Annotated in this window: 25 protein-coding genes and 2 riboswitches; of the genes, 16 read left to right on the top strand and 9 right to left on the bottom strand. The window is 61.4% G+C overall.

All coding sequences use genetic code 11. The features are described 5' to 3' along the window. Positions 1-80: 80 nt before the first annotated feature. Both KI610_RS00835 and KI610_RS00830 read left to right on the top strand, forming a co-directional pair. Positions 81-1,151: a glycosyltransferase family 4 protein gene (locus KI610_RS00835; RefSeq protein ID WP_226496844.1), complete on the top strand. Its 1,071-nt coding sequence runs from the start codon at positions 81-83 to the stop codon at positions 1,149-1,151. Next, the gene (locus KI610_RS00830) at positions 1,148-2,143 is read left to right on the top strand and encodes a glycosyltransferase family 2 protein (protein WP_226496843.1); all 996 of its coding nucleotides are present in this window, start codon (positions 1,148-1,150) and stop codon (positions 2,141-2,143) included. Before KI610_RS00835 ends, KI610_RS00830 begins: the two co-directional genes overlap by 4 nt. Here KI610_RS00830 and msbA read toward each other — a convergent pair. From msbA to cobT, 6 genes are all read right to left on the bottom strand, one after another. Further along, the gene (gene msbA, locus KI610_RS00825; RefSeq protein ID WP_226496842.1) at positions 2,106-3,899 is read right to left on the bottom strand and encodes a lipid A export permease/ATP-binding protein MsbA; all 1,794 of its coding nucleotides are present in this window, start codon (positions 3,897-3,899) and stop codon (positions 2,106-2,108) included. The genes KI610_RS00830 and msbA overlap by 38 nt on opposite strands. Before the next feature lie 33 nt (positions 3,900-3,932). Beyond that, positions 3,933-4,475 (bottom strand): alpha-ribazole phosphatase family protein, encoded by a 543-nt coding sequence (cobC, locus tag KI610_RS00820; RefSeq protein ID WP_226496841.1) that lies wholly within the window; start codon positions 4,473-4,475, stop codon positions 3,933-3,935. Positions 4,476-4,537: 62 nt separating this feature from the next. Beyond that, positions 4,538-5,191 carry an AbiU2 domain-containing protein gene (locus KI610_RS00815; RefSeq protein ID WP_226496840.1) on the bottom strand — a complete coding sequence of 218 codons (654 nt, stop codon included), beginning with the start codon at positions 5,189-5,191 and terminating at the stop codon, positions 4,538-4,540. Next, the gene (locus tag KI610_RS00810) at positions 5,184-5,786 is read right to left on the bottom strand and encodes a DUF938 domain-containing protein (RefSeq protein ID WP_226496839.1); all 603 of its coding nucleotides are present in this window, start codon (positions 5,784-5,786) and stop codon (positions 5,184-5,186) included. The genes KI610_RS00815 and KI610_RS00810 overlap by 8 nt, the downstream gene beginning before the upstream one ends. Positions 5,787-5,915: 129 nt before the next feature. Continuing rightward, a complete protein-coding gene (locus tag KI610_RS00805; RefSeq protein ID WP_226496838.1) occupies positions 5,916-6,671 on the bottom strand; it encodes an adenosylcobinamide-GDP ribazoletransferase in 756 nt (251 codons plus the stop codon). Continuing rightward, a complete protein-coding gene (gene cobT, locus KI610_RS00800; protein WP_404827495.1) occupies positions 6,668-7,711 on the bottom strand; it encodes a nicotinate-nucleotide--dimethylbenzimidazole phosphoribosyltransferase in 1,044 nt (347 codons plus the stop codon). Before cobT ends, KI610_RS00805 begins: the two co-directional genes overlap by 4 nt. A gap of 90 nt (positions 7,712-7,801) precedes the next feature. Then, a riboswitch (cobalamin riboswitch) is annotated at positions 7,802-7,967 on the bottom strand. A 28-nt stretch (positions 7,968-7,995) separates the two neighbouring features. On the opposite strand from cobT, the gene cobU reads away from it, so the two are divergent. From cobU to KI610_RS00780, 4 genes are read left to right on the top strand one after another with little or no spacing between them, the layout of a single operon-like run. Then, positions 7,996-8,562 (top strand): bifunctional adenosylcobinamide kinase/adenosylcobinamide-phosphate guanylyltransferase, encoded by a 567-nt coding sequence (cobU, locus tag KI610_RS00795; RefSeq protein WP_404827448.1) that lies wholly within the window; start codon positions 7,996-7,998, stop codon positions 8,560-8,562. Positions 8,563-8,616: 54 nt separating this feature from the next. Beyond that, positions 8,617-9,042, top strand: a complete 426-nt coding sequence (locus tag KI610_RS00790; RefSeq protein WP_226496835.1) for a Pvc16 family protein — start codon at positions 8,617-8,619, stop codon at positions 9,040-9,042. Between the two features lie 36 nt (positions 9,043-9,078). Then, positions 9,079-9,687 carry a sensor histidine kinase gene (locus KI610_RS00785; protein ID WP_226496834.1) on the top strand — a complete coding sequence of 203 codons (609 nt, stop codon included), beginning with the start codon at positions 9,079-9,081 and terminating at the stop codon, positions 9,685-9,687. Next, positions 9,687-11,051, top strand: coding sequence for a response regulator (locus KI610_RS00780; RefSeq protein ID WP_226496833.1), 1,365 nt, complete (start codon positions 9,687-9,689; stop codon positions 11,049-11,051). The genes KI610_RS00785 and KI610_RS00780 overlap by 1 nt, the downstream gene beginning before the upstream one ends. Positions 11,052-11,093: 42 nt before the next feature. Here the strand turns inward: KI610_RS00780 and KI610_RS00775 are convergent, their stop codons facing one another. Beyond that, positions 11,094-12,569 carry a cobyric acid synthase gene (locus KI610_RS00775; protein ID WP_226496832.1) on the bottom strand — a complete coding sequence of 492 codons (1,476 nt, stop codon included), beginning with the start codon at positions 12,567-12,569 and terminating at the stop codon, positions 11,094-11,096. Between the two features lie 137 nt (positions 12,570-12,706). Between KI610_RS00775 and KI610_RS00770 the strand changes: the two genes are divergently transcribed. The 10 genes from KI610_RS00770 (at position 12,707) to KI610_RS00725 (ending at position 21,776) form a co-directional block, all read left to right on the top strand. Further along, the gene (locus KI610_RS00770; RefSeq protein WP_226496831.1) at positions 12,707-13,066 is read left to right on the top strand and encodes a hypothetical protein; all 360 of its coding nucleotides are present in this window, start codon (positions 12,707-12,709) and stop codon (positions 13,064-13,066) included. 149 nt (positions 13,067-13,215) lie between these two features. Next, a riboswitch (cobalamin riboswitch) is annotated at positions 13,216-13,389 on the top strand. 40 nt (positions 13,390-13,429) lie between these two features. Further along, positions 13,430-14,185: a 5,6-dimethylbenzimidazole synthase gene (gene bluB, locus KI610_RS00765; protein WP_226496830.1), complete on the top strand. Its 756-nt coding sequence runs from the start codon at positions 13,430-13,432 to the stop codon at positions 14,183-14,185. Then, complete coding sequence (cbiB, locus tag KI610_RS00760; protein ID WP_226496829.1) at positions 14,182-15,096, top strand: adenosylcobinamide-phosphate synthase CbiB; 915 nt, start codon at positions 14,182-14,184, stop codon at positions 15,094-15,096. Before bluB ends, cbiB begins: the two co-directional genes overlap by 4 nt. Then, complete coding sequence (gene cobD / locus KI610_RS00755; RefSeq protein ID WP_226496828.1) at positions 15,089-16,081, top strand: threonine-phosphate decarboxylase CobD; 993 nt, start codon at positions 15,089-15,091, stop codon at positions 16,079-16,081. The genes cbiB and cobD overlap by 8 nt, the downstream gene beginning before the upstream one ends. Continuing rightward, complete coding sequence (locus KI610_RS00750; protein WP_226496827.1) at positions 16,078-16,968, top strand: cobalamin-binding protein; 891 nt, start codon at positions 16,078-16,080, stop codon at positions 16,966-16,968. Before cobD ends, KI610_RS00750 begins: the two co-directional genes overlap by 4 nt. Further along, positions 16,965-17,756, top strand: coding sequence for a cobalamin-binding protein (locus KI610_RS00745; RefSeq protein WP_226496826.1), 792 nt, complete (start codon positions 16,965-16,967; stop codon positions 17,754-17,756). The genes KI610_RS00750 and KI610_RS00745 overlap by 4 nt, the downstream gene beginning before the upstream one ends. Before the next feature lie 57 nt (positions 17,757-17,813). Then, the gene (locus tag KI610_RS00740; RefSeq protein WP_226496825.1) at positions 17,814-18,149 is read left to right on the top strand and encodes a hypothetical protein; all 336 of its coding nucleotides are present in this window, start codon (positions 17,814-17,816) and stop codon (positions 18,147-18,149) included. After that, positions 18,146-18,736, top strand: coding sequence for an SCO family protein (locus KI610_RS00735; RefSeq protein ID WP_226496824.1), 591 nt, complete (start codon positions 18,146-18,148; stop codon positions 18,734-18,736). The genes KI610_RS00740 and KI610_RS00735 overlap by 4 nt, the downstream gene beginning before the upstream one ends. Positions 18,737-18,789: 53 nt before the next feature. Then, complete coding sequence (locus tag KI610_RS00730) at positions 18,790-19,692, top strand: ABC transporter substrate-binding protein (protein ID WP_226496823.1); 903 nt, start codon at positions 18,790-18,792, stop codon at positions 19,690-19,692. Then, the gene (locus KI610_RS00725; protein WP_226496822.1) at positions 19,689-21,776 is read left to right on the top strand and encodes an EAL domain-containing protein; all 2,088 of its coding nucleotides are present in this window, start codon (positions 19,689-19,691) and stop codon (positions 21,774-21,776) included. The genes KI610_RS00730 and KI610_RS00725 overlap by 4 nt, the downstream gene beginning before the upstream one ends. 15 nt (positions 21,777-21,791) lie before the next feature. Here the strand turns inward: KI610_RS00725 and KI610_RS00720 are convergent, their stop codons facing one another. Both KI610_RS00720 and KI610_RS00715 read right to left on the bottom strand, forming a co-directional pair. Continuing rightward, positions 21,792-23,834 carry a TonB-dependent receptor plug domain-containing protein gene (locus KI610_RS00720; protein WP_226496821.1) on the bottom strand — a complete coding sequence of 681 codons (2,043 nt, stop codon included), beginning with the start codon at positions 23,832-23,834 and terminating at the stop codon, positions 21,792-21,794. Beyond that, positions 23,831-24,439, bottom strand: a complete 609-nt coding sequence (locus KI610_RS00715) for a PilZ domain-containing protein (protein WP_226496820.1) — start codon at positions 24,437-24,439, stop codon at positions 23,831-23,833. The genes KI610_RS00720 and KI610_RS00715 overlap by 4 nt, the downstream gene beginning before the upstream one ends. Between the last annotated feature and the right edge of the window lie 258 nt (positions 24,440-24,697).

Below are 24,697 nucleotides of genomic sequence, written 5' to 3'. Positions count from 1 at the left end.
CTTTCCGGCCTATTTTCGCCGACGCCAGCCCATCGCTGGCCGCCACCATGGCTGCAGGCTTACCGACAGCTCATATCGACATGACCCCGTTGCCAGGCTTCAATCTGATTTTCCACTCCATTCGATCCGGCGGCGGCATGGAGCGGCACGTACTCGACCTGATCTCTTATGCCGCAAAACAAAAAATCCCCTGCCGCATCGTTACCCGCCAGCTCGAATGGCCAGGCACCGCCCCGCAAGGGGTCGAATTCGTTGTCATGCCCGACAGGACACCTTTTTCCCGCCTGAACAACTATCTGTTCGAGTCGCGCGCCTATGGCAAGTGCTGCAACGAGTGGCCATCCATCGGCATTTCACGGGCGCCCGGTCCTGACTTGTGCATTGTCGGCGGCACGCATCTTGGTCATTTACTTGATCGTGGCAAAAAAAGGATCGGATTTTTCGATCGCGCCACCGTTACCCGGGAAACCGCGCTCTACCTGCAGGCAAAACGCATCGTTTCCCACTCGGCCAAGGTTGCCAGGGAAATCGTCAAACACTACGGAATAGATCCAGACAAGGTTGTCACGCTTTACCCGCCAGTGGATACCGACAAGTTCTCGCTCGCCACAAGGAATACCCGGGAACAAACGAGACAGTCGCTCGGCCTGTCTTCCGGCGATTTGATGCTGCTCTTCCCGTCCAATAACCACGCCCTCAAGGGAGCAGACCTGATTCTCGAGGCACTGGAGGGTTTCGACCCGCTGGTTCGCCTCGTGGTGGCCGGAAAAACACCGCTGAATGCGCCCAATGTCATCAACCTCGGCTTTCGCGACGACATGCCTGCGCTTTACGCCGCCGCCGATGCCGTCATTCTCGCGTCGCATTACGAAGCCTTCGGTCTAGTCGGTCCGGAGGCCATCCTGTGCGGAACGCCGGCTATTTTTTCCACGACGGTCGGCGCCGCCGAAGTCCTCTCTGACCACGCCTGCCTGCGTTTCGAGCGCAATAAGCCGGCGCTGCGTGCCGCCCTGCAAAAAGCACTGGAACGACTGGACTCCGGCACACTGAGTCTTCTCGACAACCCCGGCCAGTACATCAACTATCCCTATTCACTGCCGCAGCACTTCGATGTCCTGTTCGAACTGCTGGCAGCCGCCTCGTCAAAATGAGCAACACCCCTCTGCCCCCGGTCACCGTGCTACTGCTTTGCTACAACCAGCAGGACACCATAAGCGAAGCAATCGCCGGCGCTCTGGCCCAGGACTACACGAATCTGGAAATCGTCATCTCCGATGACGCCTCAAAAGATGGCACCGTCGAGCAGATCAAGGCATGTCTTGATGGCTATACCGGGCCACATCGCATCAAACTGTTGTGCAACCAGGAAAATCTCGGCATCGGCGGCAACATCGATCAGGCGGTCAGACAGTCCTCAGGTGAATTGATCTTCATCGCCGGCGGCGACGACGTTTCACTACCGGCGCGGGTCAGCACCGTTGTCGAGTTCTGGCTTGCTCACGAGCGCAAGCCCGATTTGATCGGCGCCTATCTGTTCGATATGGATCAGTCAGGCAGGATTCAGGGCACGATCCGGATCGGCCAACTGGAGAAATATCGATCGCTGGATGACTGGAGCCGTTCGCCTCCCCACGTGATCGGCGCGGCGCAGGCATGGACGCGTCGCCTGTTCGACCGTTTTGGCGGCATGCCCAAAGGGGCGGTCGGCGAGGACATGGTGATGGCCTTCCGGGCGATTGGTTTGGCAACGGCCATCACGCTGCCAGTTCCGCTGGTCAATTACCGGCGTGGCGGCCTGACCAGCAAGCAAAAAGTCCTGGACGCTGCCACGGTGATCAAGGGACTGACCCGAAAGATCAACAGTACCAAGACCGAGTTGCGCTGCATGCTGGACAATGCCCGCGAACTCGGCGCCAGCCCGGCTACGCTGGCGGTGCTGGACGAGAAACTCAAAAAAGAACTGTTCATCGAAAGCATGTTTGCAAGCAAAGGCCTGGGCCGGAAAATCGGTCTCTGCCTTGAGTACAGCATGCTTCCCGCCGATTTTCGCCTGCGTATCCTGACCTACGCGGCAGCCCCCTGGTTGCTGGCGCCTTTCTTTTTCCTCAAGCGCCTGCGTTATCGATCAGCGATTCGCCGGTAAGCGATTCGCGTTGCAAGCGCTGCAACTTGGCATAAACACCATCCTGCGCCAGCAATTCGCCATGGCGGCCACGTTCGACGATCCGCCCCTGTTCAAGCACGACGATCAAGTCAGCACGTTCGATGGTCGATAGGCGGTGGGCGATGACGATGGTGGTGCGGCCGACGATCAGGGTGTCGAGGGCGGCCTGGATGAGGCGTTCGGATTCGGTGTCGAGGGCCGAGGTGGCTTCGTCGAGGATCAGGATCGGGGCATTCTTGAGGAAGGCGCGGGCGATGGCGAGGCGTTGGCGCTGGCCGCCGGAGAGCTTGACGCCGTTTTCGCCGACTTCGGTATCCAGGCCCTTGTCCATCTGGCCGATGAATTCCCAGGCGTTGGCGGCCTTGGCGGCGGCAATGATTTCTTCTTCGGTGGATTGGCCGGCGAAACCGTAGGCGATGTTGGCGCGGACGGTGTCGTTGAACAGCACGACATCCTGACTGACCAGCGCGATGTTGTTGCGCAGGCTCTCGAGCTTGAGTTCGTCGACGTGGTGGCCATCGAGCAGCAGGCGGCCGGTGGTCAGGTGATAGAAGCGCGGAATCAGCGCCGCCATCGTTGTCTTGCCGCTGCCCGAAGCGCCGACCAGCGCCACCGTCTGGCCCGGCATGATGTCCAGATTGATGTCCTGGAGCGCCGGCCGGCTGGTGCCGGGATAGCTGAAATTGACCTGATCGAATTTGAGGTGGCCGCTGGCCCGCTGCAGTTCAACGCCGCCGGTGTCATCCTCAGGCAATTCGTCGAGCACCTGGAAGACGCTTTCGGCGGCGGCCAGACCGCGTTGCAGCGGGTTGCTGACGTCGGTCAGGCGTTTGACCGGGGCGAGCAGCATGAGCAGGGCCGTAACGAAGGAGAGGAACTCGCCGACCGTGGTGCCGTTCGGCCCTGCCGACTGGCGCAAGGCGATGTAGGTGATGATGGCCACCGAGGTCGCGGCAGCGACCTGGGTCAGCGGCACGGTGGCCGCGGCGGCGGCGGCTTCGCGCATGGTGGCGCGGCGGTAGACGTTGGTCGCCCCGTCGAAACGGGCCGCCTCGTATTTCTGGCCACCGAAAATCTTGACGACCTTGTGCGCGCCGACGGCTTCTTCGAGGATATGGGTAATCAGGCCCATGGCCGAATAGCCCGAGCGGCTGGCCGCCCGCAGGCGTTTGCTGAAAATCTTGATGACGCCAAGGATGATCGGGCCGACGGTCAGGGCAATCATCGTCAGTTTCCAGTCGAGATAAAGCAGGAAGCCGAGCAGGCCGAGGATGGTCAAGGTGTCGCGGATGACCGTGGTGAGCACACCGGTGGCGGCTTGGGTGACGTTGGTCACGTCGTAGGCCACCTTGGAAATCAGGGTGCCGGTGGACTGGTCGTCGTAGAACTTGGTCGGCAGCGAGAGCAGGCGCCGGAACATGGCTTGCCGCAGATCGAGCACGACCTTGGCGGCGACCCAGGCCATCGAGTAGCCGCTGGCGTAAGTGGACACGCCGCGGATGATGAAAATGCCGATCATTGCAGCGGGAATCAGGATGATGTCGGTCTCGTCCTTGGCAACGAAGCCGCTGTCGAGCAGATGCTTCATGAGCGCCGGGAACAGCGGCTCGGTCGCCGCAGTCATCACCATGCCGAGTACGCCCAGGGCAAAAACGCGCCAGTGCGGCCGAACCCAGGTCAGCAGGCGGCGATAAATCTGGCTGTTGGAATAGGCGGAGCTTGAGTTTTGCGTCACAGAGGGCGGTCGTCGAATACGAAAGTCGACATTCTACCGATTCAGGCGAATCAGGTCGGCGCTGTCGCGCGAGAGGGACACGCTCGTTACTGTCGAAAAGCCGATTTTCAGCTCGCTCCAGCGCGCTGGCGGCAGGTTCTGCCAGTGGGCGAGCAAGGTGCGGATGATACCGGCGTGGGTGACGACCACGGCTTCCGGCACATCCAGCCCGGCCACGAAAGCCAGCGCCCGCTGTTGCAAGGCGCCCGGCGACTCGCCGCCGGGCGGCGCGTAGCCGGCGACGTCGGCGGCCCAGGCATCAAGCTCGTGGCGCGGAATGTCATCCCAGGGCCTGCCTTCCCAGTCGCCAAAATTCATTTCGGCCAGCCGCGCGTCGATGATCGGCTGCGGGTGAAGCCGCTCGGCCAGTTGCCGGCAACGCATCAACGGACTGCTCCACAGCGGCAGGCCGTGTGGCAATTCGGCGCGCAGGCGGGCGACTTCGGCCATTTCAATTTTGGCCGAAATTTCCAGTTGACCGTAGCAAATGCCCGGTTCGATGCTCGGCTTTGGGTGGCGGATCAGGTGGAGGCGCATTGGACAAATCGCTATGTCGACAACGTCGGAGATCGCATATTTACCGCGCGATACCCATAGGGCTAGGCATCTTCATAACGTCTCTTCCCTACGCGATTCAACAAAAACCCTTCCTCATCTGCCACAACAGCTTCGTAGTCGACACCGTCTTTCAGCACATGAATCAAGCTCAAGGCGTCTCCGCCTTGCATCGTCGCGTCAATTGGGTATGGGCCATCAATCGCCTCCGAATGCGCGAGATCGACAAACGCCTGTAGCGCCGCCCAAAATGCAAACTCATCACTTTCCGAGAAATCACCCAAGCTGATACTTTCCAAGTGCATCCGAAGATCGCTATGCGCAATTAATTTTCGCCGTGCATCGACAATTTTTGACCGAAATACCATGAGCTCATCGTTTTTAATCTTGAGCGCATTCAGGGTTTCCGGACTCCATTGAAGCGTCAGAATGTAATTGGTGGTCAGATTATCTAGCCAATTTTTTCCAACCTTTGTTGACTCTGGATCGGTCAACTTGCACAACTGGAGCAAGATGTATTCGATCAAAATGATGTTCAAATCGTGGAAAAAGAAAGCCGAAACCTCTTCTAAAAGGTCCAGTCGGCGTTGATTAAATTCAAATAATGCAGAAAAGTGATTTCTGACTGTACGAGCCCAAATGCACGCTTCGCAAAATTTTTCGACTACTTCTTTACGATGAGCATTCGAGTTACTCATTTGCGCCACCCTTCCGCCACAACAATACAAAATTATTCGACGGCATTGCCCGTTGCTCGACCAGTTCCAGCCCGCTTTGCCTGGCCAGCGCATCGACCGCAGCAACGTCGCGCACGCCCTGATGCGGCGCCTTTTCTTTCAGCGACTGGTCGAAAGCGGCATTGCTTTCGCTGGTGTGGCGGCCATTGAACATGAAGGGGCCGTAGATGAAGAGCAGGCCGCCCGGTTTCAGGACGGTGGGCAGCCCGGCGAAAAAGGCCTCGACAGCCTCCCAGGACATGATGTGCAGCGTGTTGGCGCTGTACACCGCGTCGTAGCGGCCGTTCGGCCATGGGCCGAGGACGTCGAATTCGCAGGGCGGCAGGATATTGGGCAGAGTGGCTTCGGCTAGCCAGGCGCGGATGCCGGGCAGGAATTCCGGGCGGTCCGAAGTTTGCCAGCTGAGGTGCGGCAGCTGGGCGCAGAAATGGATGGCGTGCTGGCCGGTGCCGCTGCCGATTTCCAGAACCTGCCGGCGGTCAGCGAAGACTTCGCGGAGCACGGCGAGAATCGGGTCGCGGTTCTTTTCGGTGGAGGGTGCGTGGGGTTTTTCCATGGTTTCGGACGCTAGTGCGATGCCGGAAGCTTAACGGCAAATCGGCTGATGGACAGCCACCGGCTGGTTTTCAATTTTGGGCAAGATTTCCGGTTGACCGTGGGAATGGCGTTTTTGCCCCTGGCGGCGCTAAAAATGCGCAGCCAAGCCGAGGTAGAAGGCGATTTCGGCAACCTGCTGCACCGCCCCGAGACAGTCGCCGGTATAGCCACCGAGCCAGCGGCGGCACTTGGCGGCGAGCCAAATCGTTGCCAGCGCCGCCAGGGCGACGGCGGTCAGCGCCGGCTCGGGCGCCAACAGCAGAAACGGCAGGCCGGCGAAAACCAGCGCAAAAAGGAGCGGACCAAGGCCAAGCCGGGCGGCGACGGGGCGGGCCTTGCTGGTCTCGTCGTCGCGGGCGTAGTCCATCGTCGCCATGAGGCTTACCGCACAAAAGCGCGAAACAGCGTGGCCGGCGATCAGCGCCGCCACCACCTGCCCAGCCGGCAGCGTCGAAAGCAATGCGAACTTGCCGAGCAGGGCGAGGACGACAGTGATCACGCCGTAGCTGCCAACGCGCGAATCCTTCATGATCGCCAGGATTTTTGCCTTGTCCCAACCGCCGCCGAGACCGTCGGCGGTGTCGGCGAGTCCGTCCTCATGGAAGGCACCGGTCAGGGCGATGGTGGCGACCATGCTGAGCACGACGGCCACCGGCTGCGCCCAGACTTGGCTGGCCAGCCAGAAAACCAGCGCGCCGACGCCGCCGACGAGCAGGCCGATCAGCGGCAGGTAGCGCGCCGCCCGGGCCAGCCCGTCAGCCGAATACCCTACCCAGCCCGGTACGGGCAGGCGGGTGAAGTAGCCGAGGGCGGCGAAGAAGGTGGCCAGCTCGCGGCGGATCATGCCTTGTCGGAAACGCCTGCCGATTCGAAACTGGCCATTTCGTTGAGGAAATTGACTGCAGCCTGAACGAGCGGGAAGGCCAGCGCGGCACCGGTGCCTTCGCCGAGGCGCAGGCCGAGGTCGAGCAAGGGTTCGGCGCCGAGTGCCGCCAGTTGGGCGGCGTGACCGGCTTCGGCCGAGCGATGGCAGAAGACGCTGTAGTCGGCCAGCGCCGGGGCCAGCCGGGTGGCAGTCAGCGCCGCCGAGCCGACGATGAAGCCGTCGATGAGCAAGGTCATCTTCGCTTCGGCAGCGCCGAGCATGGCGCCGACCATCATGGCGATTTCGAAGCCGCCGAATTCTGCCAGCACGGCCAGCGGGTCGTTGTTGCCACCGGCGGCGCGATAGCGGTTGAGCGCCTTTTCGAGCAGTGCCTGCTTGCGCGTCAGCCCGGCATCATCAAGCCCGGTGCCGCGACCAATGCACTCGGCGAGCGGCAGGCCGGTCAGGCAATGGGTGATGAGCGAGGCGGCGGCCGTGTTGCCGATACCCATTTCGCCGAAGCCGACAACGTTGCAGCCGTTGGCAGCCAGATTGCGGCTGATTTCGGCGCCGCGGGCGATGGCCTGGGCGCATTGCTCGACGGTCATCGCCGGCTCTTCGATGTAATTGGCCGTTCCGGCGGCGATCTTGGCATCAATCAGCCCGGCACGCTTGCCGAAATCGTGCGCCACACCGGCGTCGATGATGGCCAGATGCAGGTCGTTCTGCCGGGCAAAAACGTTGATCGCGGCGCCGCCAGCCAGAAAATTCTCGACCATCTGCCAGGTGACATCCTGCGGGTAGGCCGAGACGCCGGCCTTGGCCGCGCCGTGGTCGCCGGCAAAAACCAGCAGGTGCGGCTGGCCGAATTCCGGGTCGAGGCGCTGCTGGATCAGGCCGATCTTGATGGCAGTGCGTTCGAGCAGGCCGAGCGCGCCGAGCGGCTTGGTCTTGCGGTCAACCCGATTTTTGAGCGAATTTTCAATTGCCCGGTCCGGGGCGGTGATCTTGAAGTCCAACGAATGCATCCGATTCTCCAAAAGAAAAAAGGGCCTCGCGACGACGTCTGGCGAATTCGCCAAAACGCTGCCGCGAAACCCTGTCCACAGGCTTCCCAAGAGGATTCGACACGTCTTCTGGCTTTCGGATCAGCCGGAGCGCTGCGCCTTCCCGGTTTTCACCAGTGGCCTGTTGCAGCATCCGTCCCCGATTACAGCGGCGGGCCCGCCCCGGATTCAAACCGGGTTCCGTTACGTCGAATCGGGGTGGATTATACCGGCCCGTTCGCCGACAATGCATGCCCATGAAAGAACTGATCCTCGGCGGCGCGCGCTCGGGCAAGAGCCTGCTGGCCGAACAACGCGCCCGTGAATCGGCCGAAAAACGCGGCCTCAAGGTCGTCTACCTCGCCACCGCCCAGGCGCTCGACGGCGAAATGTCCCGCCGCGTCGCCCACCATCGCGAACGCCGGCCGGCCGAGTGGGGGTGCACCGAAGAAACACTGCACCTCGCCACCCGCCTGCGCGAACTCGCCGCGCCGGACACCTGCGTGCTGGTCGATTGCCTGACCCTGTGGCTGTCCAACCTGCTCTTTGCCGGCGTCGCCGCAACTCAGGCCGAAGCCGGCGAGGCGATCGACTGCCCGCTGCTCCGCGACGAAACCGCGGCTCTGATCGACCTGCTGCCCCAGCTGCCCGGCCACATCATTCTCGTCTCCAACGAAGTCGGCTGGGGCATCGTCCCGATGCATCCCGTCTCGCGCCTGTTCGCCGACGAACAGGGCCGGCTCAACCAGCGCGTCGCGGCCGTTTGCGAGCAGGTCACGCTGGTCGCCGCCGGCTTGCCATTGAGCCTCAAACAGCCCGGCTAAGCAGACCGCGCTGTGCTAGCCTGACTGGCCACCCGGCACGTTCAGGAGAACGCCATGCCCCTCTTCACCCGCCTCACCGCCTTGTGCGAAGTCATCAGCAAGCACGCCACCCTGCCCGTCCGCATCAGCCGACCGGACGACACCGCGGGCCTTTACATCTGGCCCTGGCGCATCGAGGAAGACACCCGCGTACGCAGCACACCGCTGCCGCGCTCGGCCGACAACGATCCGCTGCTCAACGCTCCGGCCCCGGCCATTCATTTCCTCGTGCTGGCCAGCACCGACCTCGATGGCGAGACGATCGGCGCCCTCGAATCCGCCCGCCGTTCGCTGCTCGAAACCCCGGTTTTCGAGGTCGGCAACGGCCGGGTCAGCGTCATGCCGGCCACCCTGAGTACCAGCGAACTGACCAACCTGTTCACCGCCGCCGCGATCCCGCTGCGCCTTTGTTTCGCCTACACGCTGCGCTCAACGGGCTGAACACGCTATGCTTCACTAAAAAAGTGGAGACAAAGCATGCACAAACTATTGGATATCCTGGCCTCCGGCATCCATGACGCCAAGAACCAGCTATTCATCGCCGAATCGATGATCGCCGCCAGCGAAGCGGCGCACGGCATCGCAATGGGCGAAGCGCGCTACGCCATCGAATCGGCCGCCAACCGGCTGTCGCGGACGCTGACCGCCTACCACCTGATGCGCCACGACGCCGCGGCATCGGTCACCCCGACCATCGTCGGCGACGTTTGCGACGAAGTCATGCTCGCCCAGCGGAAACATCTGGCCGAACGCGGCATCGCGCTGAGCGTCGATTGCCAGGTTTTCGACGAATGGCCGCTCGACCGCGATCTGGTTACCGACATGCTCAACAACGCCGTGCAAAACGCCGGCCGTTTCGCCGGCAAGGCCGTGCATGTCAGCGCCACGACCGACGATGGCTGGCTTTGCCTGCGGGTCGACGACGACGGCCCGGGTTTCGCCGCGCTACCCCCGACGACTGGCACCGGCCTCATGGTGGCCGAGCGTCTGGCCCGGCTTCACCACCGTCACGAACGCCAGGGCAGCCTGTTGTTGAGCAACCATGGCGCCTTGGGCGGCGCCCGCTTCGAACTTCGCTTGCCATAATGACCGACTACAGCAAAAAGCGATTTCTCGTCATCGACGACCAGTCACAGGCGCGCGATGCCCTGCGTACCGTCGCCCAGCAACTGGGTGCCTTTGCCGTCGAGTTCGCCAGCAATTATCAGGATGCCATCTTCCGCATCCGCAATAACATGCCGGACATCATCCTCTGCGACTACATGTTGGGCGAGGGGCGTTCCGGCCAGCAGTTGCTGGAAGAGTTGCGGCGCTTCAACCTGCTGCCCGACGAAACCATTTTCATGATGGTCACCGGCGAACAGTCCTACGAACAGGTCGTTTCCGCCGTCGAGCTCATTCCTGACGATTACATCATCAAGCCATTTTCGCCGGACAAGCTGCTGTTCCGTCTCGAACGCATCGTCGCCAAGAAATTGTTCTTTGCCGGCTACTACAAGGAAAAGCGCCAGCAGGAATACGCCAACGCCCTGGCCATTCTGGAAGCCTCGCGCGACAGCGAAGCCGGGCGGCCCTACCGCTTTGAAATCCTGCGCCAGCGGGCCGAGATATTTATCGCCAGCGGCGACGTCAAATCAGCCGAAGCCGCCTACCGCAACATTCTCGAAAACTACGAATTCCCGTGGGCCCGAGCCGGCGTTGCCCGTTCGCTACAAAAACAAAACCGCCTGCAGGAAGCGCGTGAGGAAATCGATCGGGTAGTCGCCAGCACCCCGCACTTCTTCGATGCCGGCGACCTCAAGGCGAGCATCTGCATGGCCCAGGGCGAGCATGCCGAGGCGCAACAAATCCTCGACGAAATAGCCAAGAAAACACCCCGCAACTATCTACGCAAACGTCTGCTGGCCGAGGCCGCGACGCTCAACGGCGATACCGAAACAGCGCTGGCCGCTATGGCCGATGTCATCGCCAACGACACCATGCCCGGTGCCATTTCAGCCGAAGACCGCCTGGCCACGGCGCGCAGCCACATCAACGCCGGCGACAAGATCACCGCCGAAAAAGTGTTGCTCGGCATCCGCGATTCCGAATTGCAAAAAATGGGGCTCATGGAACAGGCCAGTTTTGCCGCCTTGCTGGCCATCAGCTCAGTCGAAAAAGGCAAAATCCGCTTCGCCGGCCTGCGCCCGGCCATGCTCGCAACCGAATTCAACACCACGACACGCCTCGACATCATGCGCGCAGCACTCTCGCTCGACGACCATGAACTGGCCGACCTGCAATCCGGGAAACTGATGGCCAGCCCCGATGCCAAAAAGGCTTTCAGCGCGGCGCGAACGCTCTATGCGCTGCATGGTCGGGAAAAGGATTTCCGCGAAATACAGCGCCAGGTCGCCCTCTCGCGCATCAAACATGAAGACGTACCGCCGGACAGTCCGGTCGCGACCTAAAGAGCAAATCCGGGGCCGCCTGCCCGGCGAGGCAAGTGGCGATCAGCTCGCTGCGTGGCGCGGCAACAGGGCATCCATCTTTGCCCAGTCGAGCGCCGCCTCGACCGAATCGGCCAGACGGTCGAGGTCGGCCTCGCGGCGGGCGGCGAAATCGACCTGCTCGGTTTCCGTCATACCAGCCCAAGCGAGCAAGGCGGTCAGCGCTTCCGGGTGATCGAAGACGCCGTGACAATAGGTTGCGAAGACCTGGTTGTCGGCAGAAATGGCGCCGTCGCTGACACCGTCGGCCAGTTCGACGGCGCTTTGCGCTAGGCCAGCACCACGCGTCACGCCGAGGTGAATTTCATAACCGGTCATGGCCGGCCATCCCGGCAGAGACAAGTGACCACTCACATTCCGCAGCTGCTTCTCAGCTTCGAGCGTCGTTTCCACGCCCAACACGCCCAGCCCCGGCGTACTGCCCGCCTGACCTTCCAGCCCCTGCGGATCGTGGATCATCTGGCCCAGCATCTGGTAGCCACCGCACAGGCCGACCACCTTGCCGCCGTAACGCAAATGCTTGTGAATGGCCGTCGCCCAGCCTTTTTCACGCAGCCAGTCGATGTCGGCACGCACCGCCTTCGAGCCGGGCAGGACGATCAGGTCGGCCGCCGGCGGCGTTTCGCCTGGGGCTATCCAGCGGAAATCGACTTCCGGATGTAGGCGTAGCGGGTCGAGGTCGTTGTGGTTCGAAACGCGCGGGTAAGCCGGCGCGATGACTTTCAATTTTGCCGCTTTTTTCCCGTTGACCGTAGCAGTCGCAATGGCATCCTCGGCATCGAGCATGAGGCCGTGCAAATACGGCAGAACGCCGAGAACGGGCTTGCCGGTGCGCTCTTCCAGCCAGGTCAGGCCGGATTCAAGCAGCGCGATGTCGCCACGAAAACGGTTGATGACGAAACCCTTGACCCGCGCCTGCTCGGTCGGCGACAGCAGTTCCAGCGTACCGACGAGGTGGGCAAAAACCCCGCCCCGGTCGATGTCGGCGACGATGATCACCGGGCAATCGACGGCCTCGGCAAAACCCATGTTGGCAATGTCGCGGTCGCGCAAATTGATCTCGGCCGGCGACCCCGCCCCCTCGACCACGACGCAATCGTAAGCCGCCGTCAGCCGCGCCCACGATTCGAGCACCGCCCCCATCGCCCGCGGCTTGTAGTCGTGATAGGCCTTGGCATCGAGGTCGAAGGCCACCTTGCCGTGAATGATGACCTGCGCCTTCTTGTCGGTCGTCGGCTTGAGCAGCACCGGATTGAAATCGGTATGCGGCGCCAGCCCGCAAGCCAGCGCCTGCAACGCCTGCGCCCGCCCGATCTCGCCACCATCGACCGTAACTGCCGAATTGAGCGCCATGTTCTGCGGCTTGAACGGCGCCACGCGCACGCCACGACGCTGCAGGATGCGGCACAACGCAGCAACCAGCGTCGTCTTGCCGGCATCGGAGGTGGTCCCTTGGACCATCAGGGAAGAACAGGGCATGGATCGTGTCAAAAATGAAAGCTGGGATTATCCCGGATTAGTGCACTATCCGGACCTTGCGTAATCCGTACGCGAGGCATTAAATGCCATTAGACTTAAGGCGCCAGCACCAGACAAAATCAATCGGCCCCACATCAATGGAACGGCTTACCTTCTTCCCGATTGCGATCATCACCGCGCTCATTTCCATCCGACTCAATCTGACCTACGTTGGATTCGCCATGTTGATTGGCCTAGTACTGCCGATCACATTGCTGGTGCGCGGGAAGGAAACTTACGCCTCCGCAATGCCAGGCTACGCATTTGTAGTGGTTGGGCTGGCGATAACACTCATCGCGTATTTGGTTTGCCTTCATTACGGCATTTCATTTGAAGCCTTGGACCAGGATAGGTCATTTTCCAGAGTCGTCCGTCGACTGCCGTATTTTGGCTTGACGTTCCTGAGCGCGGGAATTACAGCACTTGCCATATTTCTTGTCCGACGGCGGCGTGGCTGAACCGCCCTCCATCGCCTTACCCCACCCCCACCTGCTATCCTTCGCCCTTTATATCTCTCGGTGCCGTTTGCGGCGCTTTCACAAATTGTCCCTGACGCGAAGACGAGCCGAAGACAGTGCATCTGCACGGCGAGGCGTAGTCGACAAAGTCGGGGGCATTTTGTGAAGGCGCCGAGATGGAGAATCGGGAAGGCGGTGTGACTCCGCCACGTGCCCAACGCTGTGAGGATGACGGGCGATGCATTTGCCACTGGTGAAAGCCGGGAAGGCGCATCGTTCGGGTGACTCCAAGTCAGAAGACCGGCCGGGAGATGATTGCGGGCTGCGTGGACGGCGGCCTTTGTTTTTCCAGAAGGGGACTCCATGGAAAACCTTTCCGCGCCGCAGGCGCAGGCTTTTTCCGACGCCGACCGGGCGGCGGTGTATCAGGCCATTTTCAGCCGGCGCGATGTGCGCGGCCAGTTTTTGCCGACGCCGGTGCCCGACGATTTGCTCGCTCGCGTGCTGATGGCGGCGCACCATGCGCCGTCGGTCGGCTTTATGCAGCCGTGGAATTTTTTGCTGGTGAAGTCGGAGGCGGTGAAGCAGCGCGTCCATAACGTTTTTGCCGAGGCCAACAACGAAGCGGCGCGGATGTTCCCTGACGAGAAGCGCGAGATTTACTCGAAGCTCAAGTTGCAGGGCATTCTCGAAGCGCCGATCAACCTGTGCATCACCTGCGACCGTTCGCGTAGCGGGCCGGTGGTGCTTGGCCGCACCCACATGCCGACCATGGACCTTTACAGCAGCGTGTGCGCCGTGCAAAACCTGTGGCTGGCGGCGCGGGCCGAGGGGCTGGGCGTCGGCTGGGTGAGCATTTTCCACGAGAAGGCGCTACAGGACGCGCTCGGCATTCCGCACCACATCGTACCGATTGCTTATTTGTGCATCGGTTACGTCAGTCATTTCAACGACAAGCCGGAACTCGAAAAGGCCGGTTGGCTGCCGCGTCTGCCGATCAACGATCTGGTCTATTTCGAGCAGTGGGGCGATTCTGATTTTGGGCAAAATTTCCCGTTGACCGTGGCATTGGCTGAATTGCAGGCCGATATTCAGGAAAAGGGCGTTTTTCCGAAATGAGCCTCGGTTTCGACGCCTACGCCATGCCGCTGGCCGCGCTGAGCGCCGTTTTGCTCGACCGCGTGCTCGGCGAGGTATCGCACTTTCACCCACTGGTCGGCTTCGGCAATCTGGCGGCGGCCGTTGAAAAGCGGCTCAACCGTCGTTCAATTGCCGGCGGTGTGCTGGCCTGGTTGCTGGCCGTCGGGCCGTGGGTGGCGCTGGCTTTCTGGTTGCGGCCGCTGGCGCCGTTTGCCGTCGACGTCGTGCTGCTCTATTTCGCCATCGGCGCGCAAAGCCTGTGCGAGCACGCCGAGGCCATCGCCAAACCGCTACAGGAAGGGCGGCTCGACGAGGCCCGGCAACGCGTCGGCTGGATCGTTTCGCGCGAGACATCGGGGCTCGACGAATCCGGCGTCGCCAAGGCCGGCGTCGAGTCGGTGCTGGAGAACGGCAACGACGCCATCTTCGCCACGCTGTTCTGGTTCGCCCTGCTCGGCGGGCCGGGTGCCGTGCTGTTCCGGCTGGCCAATACGCTGGACGCGATGTGGGGCTACCGCACCGAACGTTTCAACCTGTTCGGCCGCTTTGCCGCGCGCTTTGACGATGCCTTGAATTTCATTCCCGCCCGCCTGACGGCCCTGACCTACGCCCTGCTCGGCCACACGCGCAACGCGCTGGCCTGCTGGCGAACTCAGGCGCCGGGTTGGGACAGCCCGAACGCCGGGCCGGTGATGTCGGCCGGCGCCGGCAGCCTCGGCGTACTGCTCGGCGGCGCGGCGATTTATCATGGTCAGGAGGAAATCCGCCCGCCGCTCGGCGCCGGCCCGGCCCCCGTGGCGGCCGACCTAAGCCGGGCGATCAGCTTGATCCAGCGCAGCCTGTGGCTGTGGCTGGCTGTACTTTTTGTGATTGGATTCGCTCATGCTTGAACACGGCGGTGGCCTGCGCAAAGCCGCGGCGCACTACAACATCCCGCTGGCCAACTGGCTGGATCTGTCGACTGGCATCAACCCGGCAGGCTGGCCGGTGCCGGCCTTATCCGCCGAAGCCTGGCAGCGCCTGCCCGAGGAAAACGATGGTCTGGAAGCCGCAGCTGCGGCCTATTACGGCAACGCCAACCTGTTGGCCGTCGCCGGTTCCCAAGCCGCCATCCACTGGCTGCCGGCCCTGCTGCCGCGCGCCATGGTGGCCTGCATTTCGCCAATTTACAGCGAGCATCCGCAGGCCTGGCAGCGCGCCGGGCACAAGGTGCGTTTCCTGCAGAATGCCATGCTGCCGCGCGCGCTGGCCGTCGCGACGCCCTACGTCCTGCTCTGTAACCCGAACAATCCGACGGCCGACCGTCATCCCCGCGACATCGCCATCGACGCCGCCCATCAACTCAAGAAACGTGGCGGCTGGCTGATCATCGACGAAGCCTTCATGGACCCGACGCCCGAAGACAGCCTGACCCCGCTGGCCGGCACTGACGATGCGCCCAATCTCATCGTGCTGCGCTCGATCGGCAAGTTCTTCGGGCTGGCCGGGGCGCGCGTCGGGTTCGTCTTCGCCGCGCCGGACATCCTGAACCGCATGAACGAGGCGATGGGACCATGGACGGTGAGCGGCCCGGCCCGCGAAGTGACCCGGCTGGCGCTGCAGGACACCACCTGGCAAGGCGCTGCCCGGCCCCGCCTGATCGCTGCCGGGGAACGTCTGCACCAAATGCTGGCACCGCTCGGCGAGGTCAAATCGACCGCCCTGTTCGCCACGCTGACCAGCGCCCATTCGGCCGAGTTGCACGACGCCCTCGCCCGCCAGGGCATCCTGACCCGCCATTACGACCAGCAACCCTTGCTGCGTTTTGGCCTGCCCGGCGACGAAGCCGGCTGGCTGCGCCTGAGCGATGCTCTTTCCGCCTGGAGAAACATTTGAAATTCGGCCTTTTTTTCCGGTTGACCGTGGCAACACTCATTTCCACCGCCGCCCACGCCGATCTCGTCGTCAAGGACGATACCGGCCAGGAAGTCCGCCTCAGGACGCCGGCCAAACGCATCGTCACCCTCGCCCCGCATGCCGCCGAGAGCCTCTACGCGGCCGGCGCCGGCGACAAACTGGTCGGCACCGTCGATTACAGCGACTACCCGCCGGAGGCGAAGAAAGTGCCGCGCGTCGGCGGCTATTCGCGCATCGACCTCGAAGCCGTCGCTGCGCTGAAACCAGACATCGTGCTGGCCTGGGAAAGCGGCAATAACATGACGCAGGTGAACAAGCTCAGGGCGCTCGGCCTGAGCGTCTATGTTTCGCAACCGAACACCATCGACAACATCGCCAACCAGCTCGAACGACTCGGTCAACTGGCCGGCACCGAAGCCGCCGCCAACGCCACGGCGGAGCGTTTCCGCAAACGCCTTGAAGGCTTGCGCGTCGCCAATGCCAGCAAGCCGAAAGTGCGCGTCTTCTACCAAATCTGGAAAACGCCACTGATGACCGTCGGCGGCCCGCAGATCATCAGCGACGCCATCAAGATCTGCGGCGGCGAAAACGTTTTCGGCCATCTCAAGCAAATGGCGCCCAACGTCACCGTCGAAGCCGTGCTCGAAGCCGACCCCGAGGCCATCATCGCCACCGGCATGGGCGACGCCAAGCCGGAATGGCTGCACGACTGGGACAAATGGACGCGGATGACCGCCGTCAAACGCGACAACCTGTTCCACATCAACCCGGACATCATGCAACGCCACACGCCGCGCATCCTCGACGGTACCGAAAAGCTCTGCGCCCATCTCGACGTCGCGCGCAGCCGGAGGCCGGCCAAATGAGCCGCACGCCGCAACGCATCGTCTGCCTGACCACCGAAACGGTTGAAGTGCTCTACGCCCTCGGCGAGCAGGACCGCATCGTCGGCATTTCTGGCTACACCGTACGCCCACCCGAGGCGCGCAAGGAAAAGCCCAAGGTCTTCGCCTTCACGAGCGGCGACATCGACAAGATTCTGGCGACGCAGCCCGATCTCGTGCTGACCTTCTCCGACCTGCAAAGCGAGATTTCACGCGATTTGATCAAGGCCGGCGTGCCGGTTTACGCCTTCAACACGCGCAGTGTCGAGGACATTCTCGGCATGATTGAAACGGTTGGCCGACTGGTCGGCGCCGAGGCCAAGGCACTGGAGATCGTCGCCGGGCTGGAAGCGCAAATCGAACAAGCCCGCGCCATCGCCGCCGAACGTTTCGCCAAAACCGGCAAAAAGCCGCGCGTCTATTTCGAGGAATGGGACGAACCGCTGATCAGCGGCATCCGCTGGGCCTCCGAACTCATCGAAATCGCCGGCGGCGAAGACATCTTCGCCCAACAAGCCCGCTCGCCATTAGCCAAGGATCGCCGGCCGACACCGGAAGACGTCATCGCCCGCGCCCCAGACATCATCATCGGCTCCTGGTGCGGCAAGCACTTCCGCCCCGAACGCGTCGCCGCCCGGCCCGGCTGGGAGGCCATTCCTGCGGTCAACCGGAAAAACATGCATGAAATCAAATCAGCCATCATCCTGACTCCCGGTCCGGTGGCGATCAGCGAAGGCCTGCCACAATTGCTCGCCATTTTTGATCTGTGAAAAGGTCTGCCCCGGCGCCTTCCCTATAATCGTCCTTCAATCCAGAGGACTCGCGCCATGAAAATTTTTGCCCCACTGCTCGCCCTGACCCTGTGCGCCATCGTCAACCACAGCCTGGCCGCCGATGAGGGCAGCGCCGCCGTCGAAGCCATCGGCCGCCTCAACGGCATCGCCCTTGCCTGCCAGCAGCCGGCCCTGGTCGCCCGCGCCCGCAACGCCGTGATCACCATCGCCCCGAAGACCCGCGGCTACGGCGAAGTTTTTGAAAACGCCACCAACGCAGCCTATCTGGAGCAAGGCAAGGGCGCCACCTGCCCCGATGCGGCAACACTGGCCAGCAATATGGCCGCCGCCGAAAAGCAACTGCAGGCCAGCTTCCCGGCGCCCAAATGATCCGCCGCGGCGCGCTACTCCTCGCCCTGCTCTGTGCCGGCCCGGCTTTCGCCCAGGCCACCCACAGCCTTGAGCTACTCAACGAGGCGAGCGCCGAAATCATCCCGCGCTACCTGCTGCAAGACCCGAACGGCCGCTCCATCACCAGCGAGGATTTCCGCGGCCGCTTCCAGCTCATCGCCTTCGGCTACACCTACTGCCCCGACATCTGCCCGACCACGCTCGTCGAGATGGCCGAAATCCTCAAGCAACTGGGTGAGGATGCCGGCCGTGTCCAGCCGATCTTCATTTCGGTCGACCCGGAACGTGACACCGGCAAGATCCTCAAAACCTACACCGAATTTTTCGACCCCCGTATTCTCGGCCTGACCGCCTCGCCGGCCCTCGTCCGCCGCGCCGCCGACAACTTCAAAATCCGCTACGCCAAAGTACGTGAACCGGGCACCGCGCCGGACCGCTATGCGGTCGACCATTCCGCCGGCATGATCCTGCTCGGCCCGGATGGCGCGTTCATCAAGAAATTCGCCTTTGCCATGCCCGTGACGAATATCACGGAACAGATCAGAAATTTCATCAAAAGTCCCTGAATTGTGCAAAACCACAATTGCTTTGGCATAGTCGCTAAGGCAATATGCGGACAATGCTGCGGTCTGTCCTTTTTGCGCTCATCTCCCTGTTTTCGCTAGTCCTGCCGGCCTGGGGAGGCAGTATTGCGCTCGTTCTGAGCGATCGCGGAGGCGCCTACGCCGACTTCTCCTCGACGCTGGAAGAGGCGTTGGCTGGCACGACCTGGAGCATTTCGGCCAGACATCAAGCCGAAGCGATCCCGCCCTTGGCCGGACAGGCCGAACTGGTCGTTACTGTCGGCAGCGATGCCTTGCGCAAAACGCTGGGCCGGAGCGACAACCCGCCGATCATCGCCACCCTGCTGCCCCGGCAAAGTTACGAAAAAATACTCGCCGAATTCCGTCGTCCCGGTCGTATCACCGCCATCTACCTCGACCAGCCAGCAGCGCGTCAGGCCGCATTTATCAATCATCTGCTCCCCGGCCTGAAACGGACCGGGATGCTCGTCAGCAATGAAACGAGAAATGTCGCCGGGCAGTACCGCCAGGCTTTCAGCAGCGCCGGCCTGACGCTGGACAGCGAAGATGCCGACACCGAACATACGCTGCTGCCAGCGCTCAATTCACTGCTTGGCCGGGTCAATGTCCTGATCGCCGTTCCCGACAGCAAGATTTACCATCGCAACAACATCAAGCCCATCCTGATCACGGCCTTCCGCTACCAGCGGCCGGTCATTGGCTATTCCCCCGCCTTCGTCAACGCCGGCGCCCTCGCCGCGCTGCACAGCACGCCCGCCCAGATCGCCCGCCAGACGGCCGACACGATTGTCGCCCATGGCACCAACTTGCCACTGCCGGCCGCCCCCAGTCAGTTCGCCATCGCCATCAACGGCAATGTCGCTCAGTCATTGGGCCTCAACATTTCCGATGAGGCCGCTATCCGGCGTGCCATGGTCACCGACAGGGAGGCCCGATGAGCCACCTTACCCTACGCCACCGCCTGCTGTTGCTGACGCTGCTGCCCAGCGCGCTGATCGCCATCGTGCTCGTCGGCTATTTCACCTACAGCGGCATCCGCACACTCGAGGGCGAACTGCAGGCCAAGGGAATGGCCACCGTCCGCTATCTGGCGCCTGTCAGCGAGTACGGCATCATTGCCGGGCAGCTCGAAAGCTTGCATGGTCTCGCCCAGGCAACGGTCCAGGAATCGGGGGTCAAGGCGGCCGTCATCGTCAACCAGAAGGGCCGAACCATCGCCGTCAGCGGTCGCGTCTCGCTGGCTGCCGATGAACTGCGGCGCACCATGAGCGAACCCACGCAGATCGGCGAAACCGAGCACTGGATTGCTTTTGGCGCTCCAGTCAAACGCTCGATCAGTGAATCCGACGTACTGTTCGAGCCGAGCGTCGGCAGCAAGGCACTTCCCCCGGAAATCATCGGCCACGTTTTTGTCGAATTCGACAAGACCGAACTGGCCAACCGACAGCGTCAATTGCTCCAGCGCGGGCTGATGATCGTACTGTCCGGCCTGCTCATTCTGGCGGCGCTCGCCATCGCCATGGCCGACAATCTTGCCCGGCCGGTCATGCGCCTGGTCCAGGCCATACACGGCATGTCGTCCGGCCGCCTCGACACGCGAGTTCCCGCCAACACAAGCGGTGAAATAGGCATCCTCGAAAACGGTTTCAACGAAATGGCCGCGCACATCGAAGAGGTGCATTTTTCGATGCAATCCCGCATCGAGGAAGCCACCGCCCAACTCGCCTTCCAAGCCAGACACGATGCGCTGACCGGCCTGCTCAACCGGCGTGAATTCGAACACCGGCTGGAGAAAGCGCTGGCCAGCGTCCAGGCCGGCGGCGAGGAATTCGCGGTACTCTTTCTCGACCTCGACCGTTTCAAGCAGGTCAACGATAACTGTGGCTACCTGGCCGGTGACGAACTGCTCCGCCAGATGTCCCTGCTCTTTCAGGGGCGGCTGCGCGAAGAAGATACGCTGGCCCGTCTCGGTGGCGATGAATTCAGCATCATGCTGGCCAATTGCAGCGGGCCGCGCGCCAACCAGGTGGCAGAAGATATCTGCGGACTGGCCGCCGCCTATCGTTTTATCTGGCAGGACAAGGTTTTTGCCATCGGCACCAGCATCGGGCTGACTACGGTCAACCGCAAGGTTCGCAACATCAACGAAGTGCTCGCCGCCGGCGATGCCGCCTGCCATCGCGCCAAGGAAAGCGGCCGCAACCGCGTTTGCGAGCAGGAAGCGCAACTGAGCCCGGACCGTCGTCAGGAAACCAGCAACTGGGCGAGTCGAATTGCCAACGCCCTGGCCGATGACAGGCTCCTGGTCGAAGCCATGCCGCTACGCGCCCTCCAGCATCCGTCGGGCAGCCATCTCGTTGAGCTTACGGCCCGACTCAACGAGCCGGGCCAGCCGCCAGTCACCCTGTCCGCCCTGAGCGACGCGGCCGAACGCTATGACCTCGCGCCCGCCATCGACCAGCGCCTGATCGAAACCGCCATCGCCGCCCTGGCACGTGCCAAGAATCAGCAGAAGCTGCTGCATTGCCTTGTCCCGCTTTCCCGCGCCTCAGTCGGCAACCGCGACACAGTCGACTTCATCACGCGCAACCTGAGCAGCCGCAATCTACCCGGCAATCGACTGTGCTTCGTTTTTTCCGAAGACACGCTAACGCTCCTGACCAGCCAGGCCATGGAGTTTTCCCGCCAGATGCGCGCGCTCGGCTGCCAGATCGGGCTGGACGATTTCGGCGGCGGGTTGTCGTCATTCACCCACTTGCGCAGCATCACGCCAAGTTACGTCAAACTGAGCCGCAGCCTGACGCGCGAATTGGGCGGAAATCGCGCATCAACCGCGTTGTTGAGAGCAGTTCAGGAAATTACCGCGGATCAGGATATCCATACGATCGCCGATGGCGTTGACGATCTGGACACCCTCGAACAACTGCGCAGCCTGGGAATCGACTTTGCCGAAGGCAAGGCTGTCGCCCCGAGCGAACCCTTCGAGGTTTGGCTGGAGGGCGCAGTCATGCGCTCTGCCTAGAACGGCGTCAGCGAATCAAAAATCAAGCCGCAGGCTGACCCACTGGCGGCGTTCGACGATGCGTCCATCCGGATTCGGATTTGTATCGTCGGGATTTGGCGCTTTGTACTCGTTGTGTGCGCCATTAAGGCTTTGTACGGTCAGGGCAATCTCTCCCGCCAAGCTGCCCGACCGGAAGGGATAACCAAGGCGCACGTCAAACCGACGATAGCGTTGCGCAGTCGTGTTTGTGCTCCACTTCATCGACTCCTGCCAATAACCGGCAGTTGAAAACTCCAGGCCGAGTGGCAATTTCTGGATCAACAGCGCCGACGTTGATCGCGCGGGCATCGAGCGCTCGGTCAACTCCCGAATCTGGACTGCTTTGGTCGTCGTCAAAGTTGAATTGTTCAGGGCAAGCGCAGAAGACAGGTAGTCACTGGATAGATTCGCCAAAGTCTGCGTGAAGACAAGACGAGTGGTGTCAAATGGCTGCCATTTAAACTGGTATTCAACACCCTGGATTTCGACACTCTGAATCGGCACTGTCGACAACCCGACCAGAGGGTTCGTTGTATCCATATCAATCTTGTACAAGCGGTTCCGGATGCGCTCGCTGAATACCCGAACATCAAGACTGGCCCGCCAGTCTCGCCAGTCGCCAAGATACCCCGCCTCCAGCGTATCCAGGCCTTCAGTCGCCATCAAGTCCGGGCGTGCACTGAAAAAGGAAACACCAAAGGCCCTTTGCTGGCCTCGGTAATCAACGGTGCTTCCGGTGTGATAAGCCCTTGAATAGCCAAGGCGTAGCGTATTCTCCGGAGTCAAATGAAAATTGCTGCTGACGCGCGGCGAAACATGCATCCCGGCAAGCGAATCATCCTCTAGCGCCAGACCGGCATTGCCGGTGAACCAATGAGCCGGCCGCCACTCCAGATTACCGAAGACGCGACCAATACTGCGGTTAACTTCCCCCATCCCGGGCAATGACCACTCCGAGCGCATTGCGTCTTCGCGCCATCCACCGCCCCAAACCATGCGGACGGCCTTGTCTATTTTCAAACTATGCTGCACCTCGATTTCATGCCGCACGCCTTCATCACCAGACTGATTGATATGCAAATTCGAAAATGTAAATGCATCATCGGAACGGTCGACCACATAGGAATAACGAAACTGGAAATCCGAATCAGCGGAAAAAACACGTCGCCAAATGACTTGGGCATAGCTATCCGACTGACGCATCTGCCGCATGGGGTTTTCCGGATTCTGCTGCCATAAACCACCCACAAGTTTATTCCGGCCATTCTGGATTATCCCGTCAGCCCGACCCATGGACAACTGGAGACTATCCCTCTCGCTCAACACCACGTCAGCCCGAAAATCAAAGAGCCTGGAAAAGTACGAATCGATCCAGTCATAGCGATCCGTCAGACCATCATCATTTAGCTGCTTGTAGGTAAAGCGAAAATCACCGACCTCACCAATTTTTCCGCCCACCCGAAATCCGTAGTCGCGAACATTCTGATTGCCGTAGCTGGACGAAACCGAGAAGCCGCGCGTCAAGGCTGGATCGACAGTAACAATGTTGATCACCCCGAGAAAGGCGTTACTGCCGTAGGAAACGGCATTTGTACCGCGCACGACCTCGATGCGCTCGATATCTTCAAGCGCGACCGGCAATGTCGCCCAGTTAACACCGCCGCCAAACAATGGCGAATACATCGATCGCCCATCGATAAGAACCTGGACCCGCGATGAATAATCCCCGTCCCCCATGCCGTGGTAGGTTGCCCGCGCCGACTCGGTATTATTCGGATAGGTTTGGAACCCTGGCACCAGGCGGAAAATATCGTTGAGGTCTCGTGCCCCGGAGGCCTTGATCATGTCGCGGTCGACAACTGTTACCGCGGCGGGTGCATCAGCCAGTCTCTGCGGCAGGCGACTGACCGAAGCGACAATCGGCAATTCGCTGAAATATGCATCCTCATCCGCCGCCCAGGCATTGCCGCCCATCGAGACGCCCGTCAGCACGATGGCCAACGAGACATACGGCAAATTGCCTGCTTTAGTGATCACAACCCCGGCGTCTCCATTTTTTCGAGCCCCCCCGGCACCGCCAGAGCCTGCTTCCAAGCCTCGGCAAAACATGGCGACTGTGCACCCAGCTTCACGCCGTGCCGATTGCATGCCACCAGGCACAAAGCCAATCCAGCCTGATCAACCACGGTAACGCCTTCGAGATCTATTTCATCCACCCCGACCCTCGTCAGCGCATGCATGAAGTCATTGCGCAATGGGTTTCCGAGACCACCGGTGATCCGCATGATTTTCTTGCCCCCCAACTCGCGTACAGCCAGAATGGAGGCGTTCCCGGACGCCAGCGCCGAATTAATGGCATCGTCGATAAGTATCTGGTTGATTGGTCCAGTCTGAAAGCGGACCCCAAACAAGTCACCGACGCGACTGACAACCGCAGCTGGAACGTCAATCATTGGCGAGCCAAAAATCCGAAACTCGCAACCGATGTTATGCGAAATTTCGAGCGGCATGTCTGTCCGCACCATCAGGCCGGACAAGGAGAGGTTTTCGATCAACCCTTCGCCGATCGCCCCTCCAAAGCCAATCCTGACTTTAGGCAAGTTGCCGAAACGAATTCGTTGATGCCGCCGTTGATCCAGCATTGTGGCCAAAGCTTTCTAGAAATTTGTTTTCTGGGGATTTTAGCAAATCTTTACCACGCTACCACCTATTGCATAACCGGATCGTTACATTGACTTTTGGCGCCCCGCTCGGTATCGTCTGCAGATACTGGAAACATCCCAGTGGCGCCGATTTGAGCTCTGATTGCGGGCGCTAAATAAATTCAGCTAAAACGGGAACCACCCAGTTCGCCCGACGAGTTCACGTTTAAGGCCAACTGGGTTTTTGTTTTCAGGAAC

The organism is Ferribacterium limneticum (genome assembly GCF_020510565.1).
Classification (GTDB): Bacteria; Pseudomonadota; Gammaproteobacteria; order Burkholderiales; family Rhodocyclaceae; genus Azonexus; species Azonexus limneticus_B.
Note: the sequence above shows the minus strand (reverse complement) of the source record. Positions and strands in the feature narration are given on the sequence as shown.

Bases quoted from the DNA above. Each gene is read 5' to 3' on its own strand.
- KI610_RS00835 (WP_226496844.1), top strand. From the start codon at position 81: ATGACCCCGTTGCCAGGCTTCAATCTGATTTTCCACTCCATTCGATCC.
- KI610_RS00830 (WP_226496843.1), top strand. From the start codon at position 1,148: ATGAGCAACACCCCTCTGCCCCCGGTCACCGTGCTACTGCTTTGCTAC.
- cobC (WP_226496841.1), bottom strand. From the start codon at position 4,475: ATGCGCCTCCACCTGATCCGCCACCCAAAGCCGAGCATCGAACCGGGC.
- KI610_RS00815 (WP_226496840.1), bottom strand. From the start codon at position 5,191: ATGAGTAACTCGAATGCTCATCGTAAAGAAGTAGTCGAAAAATTTTGC.
- KI610_RS00810 (WP_226496839.1), bottom strand. From the start codon at position 5,786: ATGGAAAAACCCCACGCACCCTCCACCGAAAAGAACCGCGACCCGATT.
- KI610_RS00805 (WP_226496838.1), bottom strand. From the start codon at position 6,671: ATGATCCGCCGCGAGCTGGCCACCTTCTTCGCCGCCCTCGGCTACTTC.
- cobU (WP_404827448.1), top strand. From the start codon at position 7,996: ATGAAAGAACTGATCCTCGGCGGCGCGCGCTCGGGCAAGAGCCTGCTG.
- KI610_RS00790 (WP_226496835.1), top strand. From the start codon at position 8,617: ATGCCCCTCTTCACCCGCCTCACCGCCTTGTGCGAAGTCATCAGCAAG.
- KI610_RS00785 (WP_226496834.1), top strand. From the start codon at position 9,079: ATGCACAAACTATTGGATATCCTGGCCTCCGGCATCCATGACGCCAAG.
- KI610_RS00780 (WP_226496833.1), top strand. From the start codon at position 9,687: ATGACCGACTACAGCAAAAAGCGATTTCTCGTCATCGACGACCAGTCA.
- KI610_RS00775 (WP_226496832.1), bottom strand. From the start codon at position 12,569: ATGCCCTGTTCTTCCCTGATGGTCCAAGGGACCACCTCCGATGCCGGC.
- KI610_RS00770 (WP_226496831.1), top strand. From the start codon at position 12,707: ATGGAACGGCTTACCTTCTTCCCGATTGCGATCATCACCGCGCTCATT.
- bluB (WP_226496830.1), top strand. From the start codon at position 13,430: ATGGAAAACCTTTCCGCGCCGCAGGCGCAGGCTTTTTCCGACGCCGAC.
- cbiB (WP_226496829.1), top strand. From the start codon at position 14,182: ATGAGCCTCGGTTTCGACGCCTACGCCATGCCGCTGGCCGCGCTGAGC.
- cobD (WP_226496828.1), top strand. From the start codon at position 15,089: ATGCTTGAACACGGCGGTGGCCTGCGCAAAGCCGCGGCGCACTACAAC.
- KI610_RS00745 (WP_226496826.1), top strand. From the start codon at position 16,965: ATGAGCCGCACGCCGCAACGCATCGTCTGCCTGACCACCGAAACGGTT.
- KI610_RS00740 (WP_226496825.1), top strand. From the start codon at position 17,814: ATGAAAATTTTTGCCCCACTGCTCGCCCTGACCCTGTGCGCCATCGTC.
- KI610_RS00735 (WP_226496824.1), top strand. From the start codon at position 18,146: ATGATCCGCCGCGGCGCGCTACTCCTCGCCCTGCTCTGTGCCGGCCCG.
- KI610_RS00730 (WP_226496823.1), top strand. From the start codon at position 18,790: ATGCTGCGGTCTGTCCTTTTTGCGCTCATCTCCCTGTTTTCGCTAGTC.
- KI610_RS00725 (WP_226496822.1), top strand. From the start codon at position 19,689: ATGAGCCACCTTACCCTACGCCACCGCCTGCTGTTGCTGACGCTGCTG.
- KI610_RS00715 (WP_226496820.1), bottom strand. From the start codon at position 24,439: ATGCTGGATCAACGGCGGCATCAACGAATTCGTTTCGGCAACTTGCCT.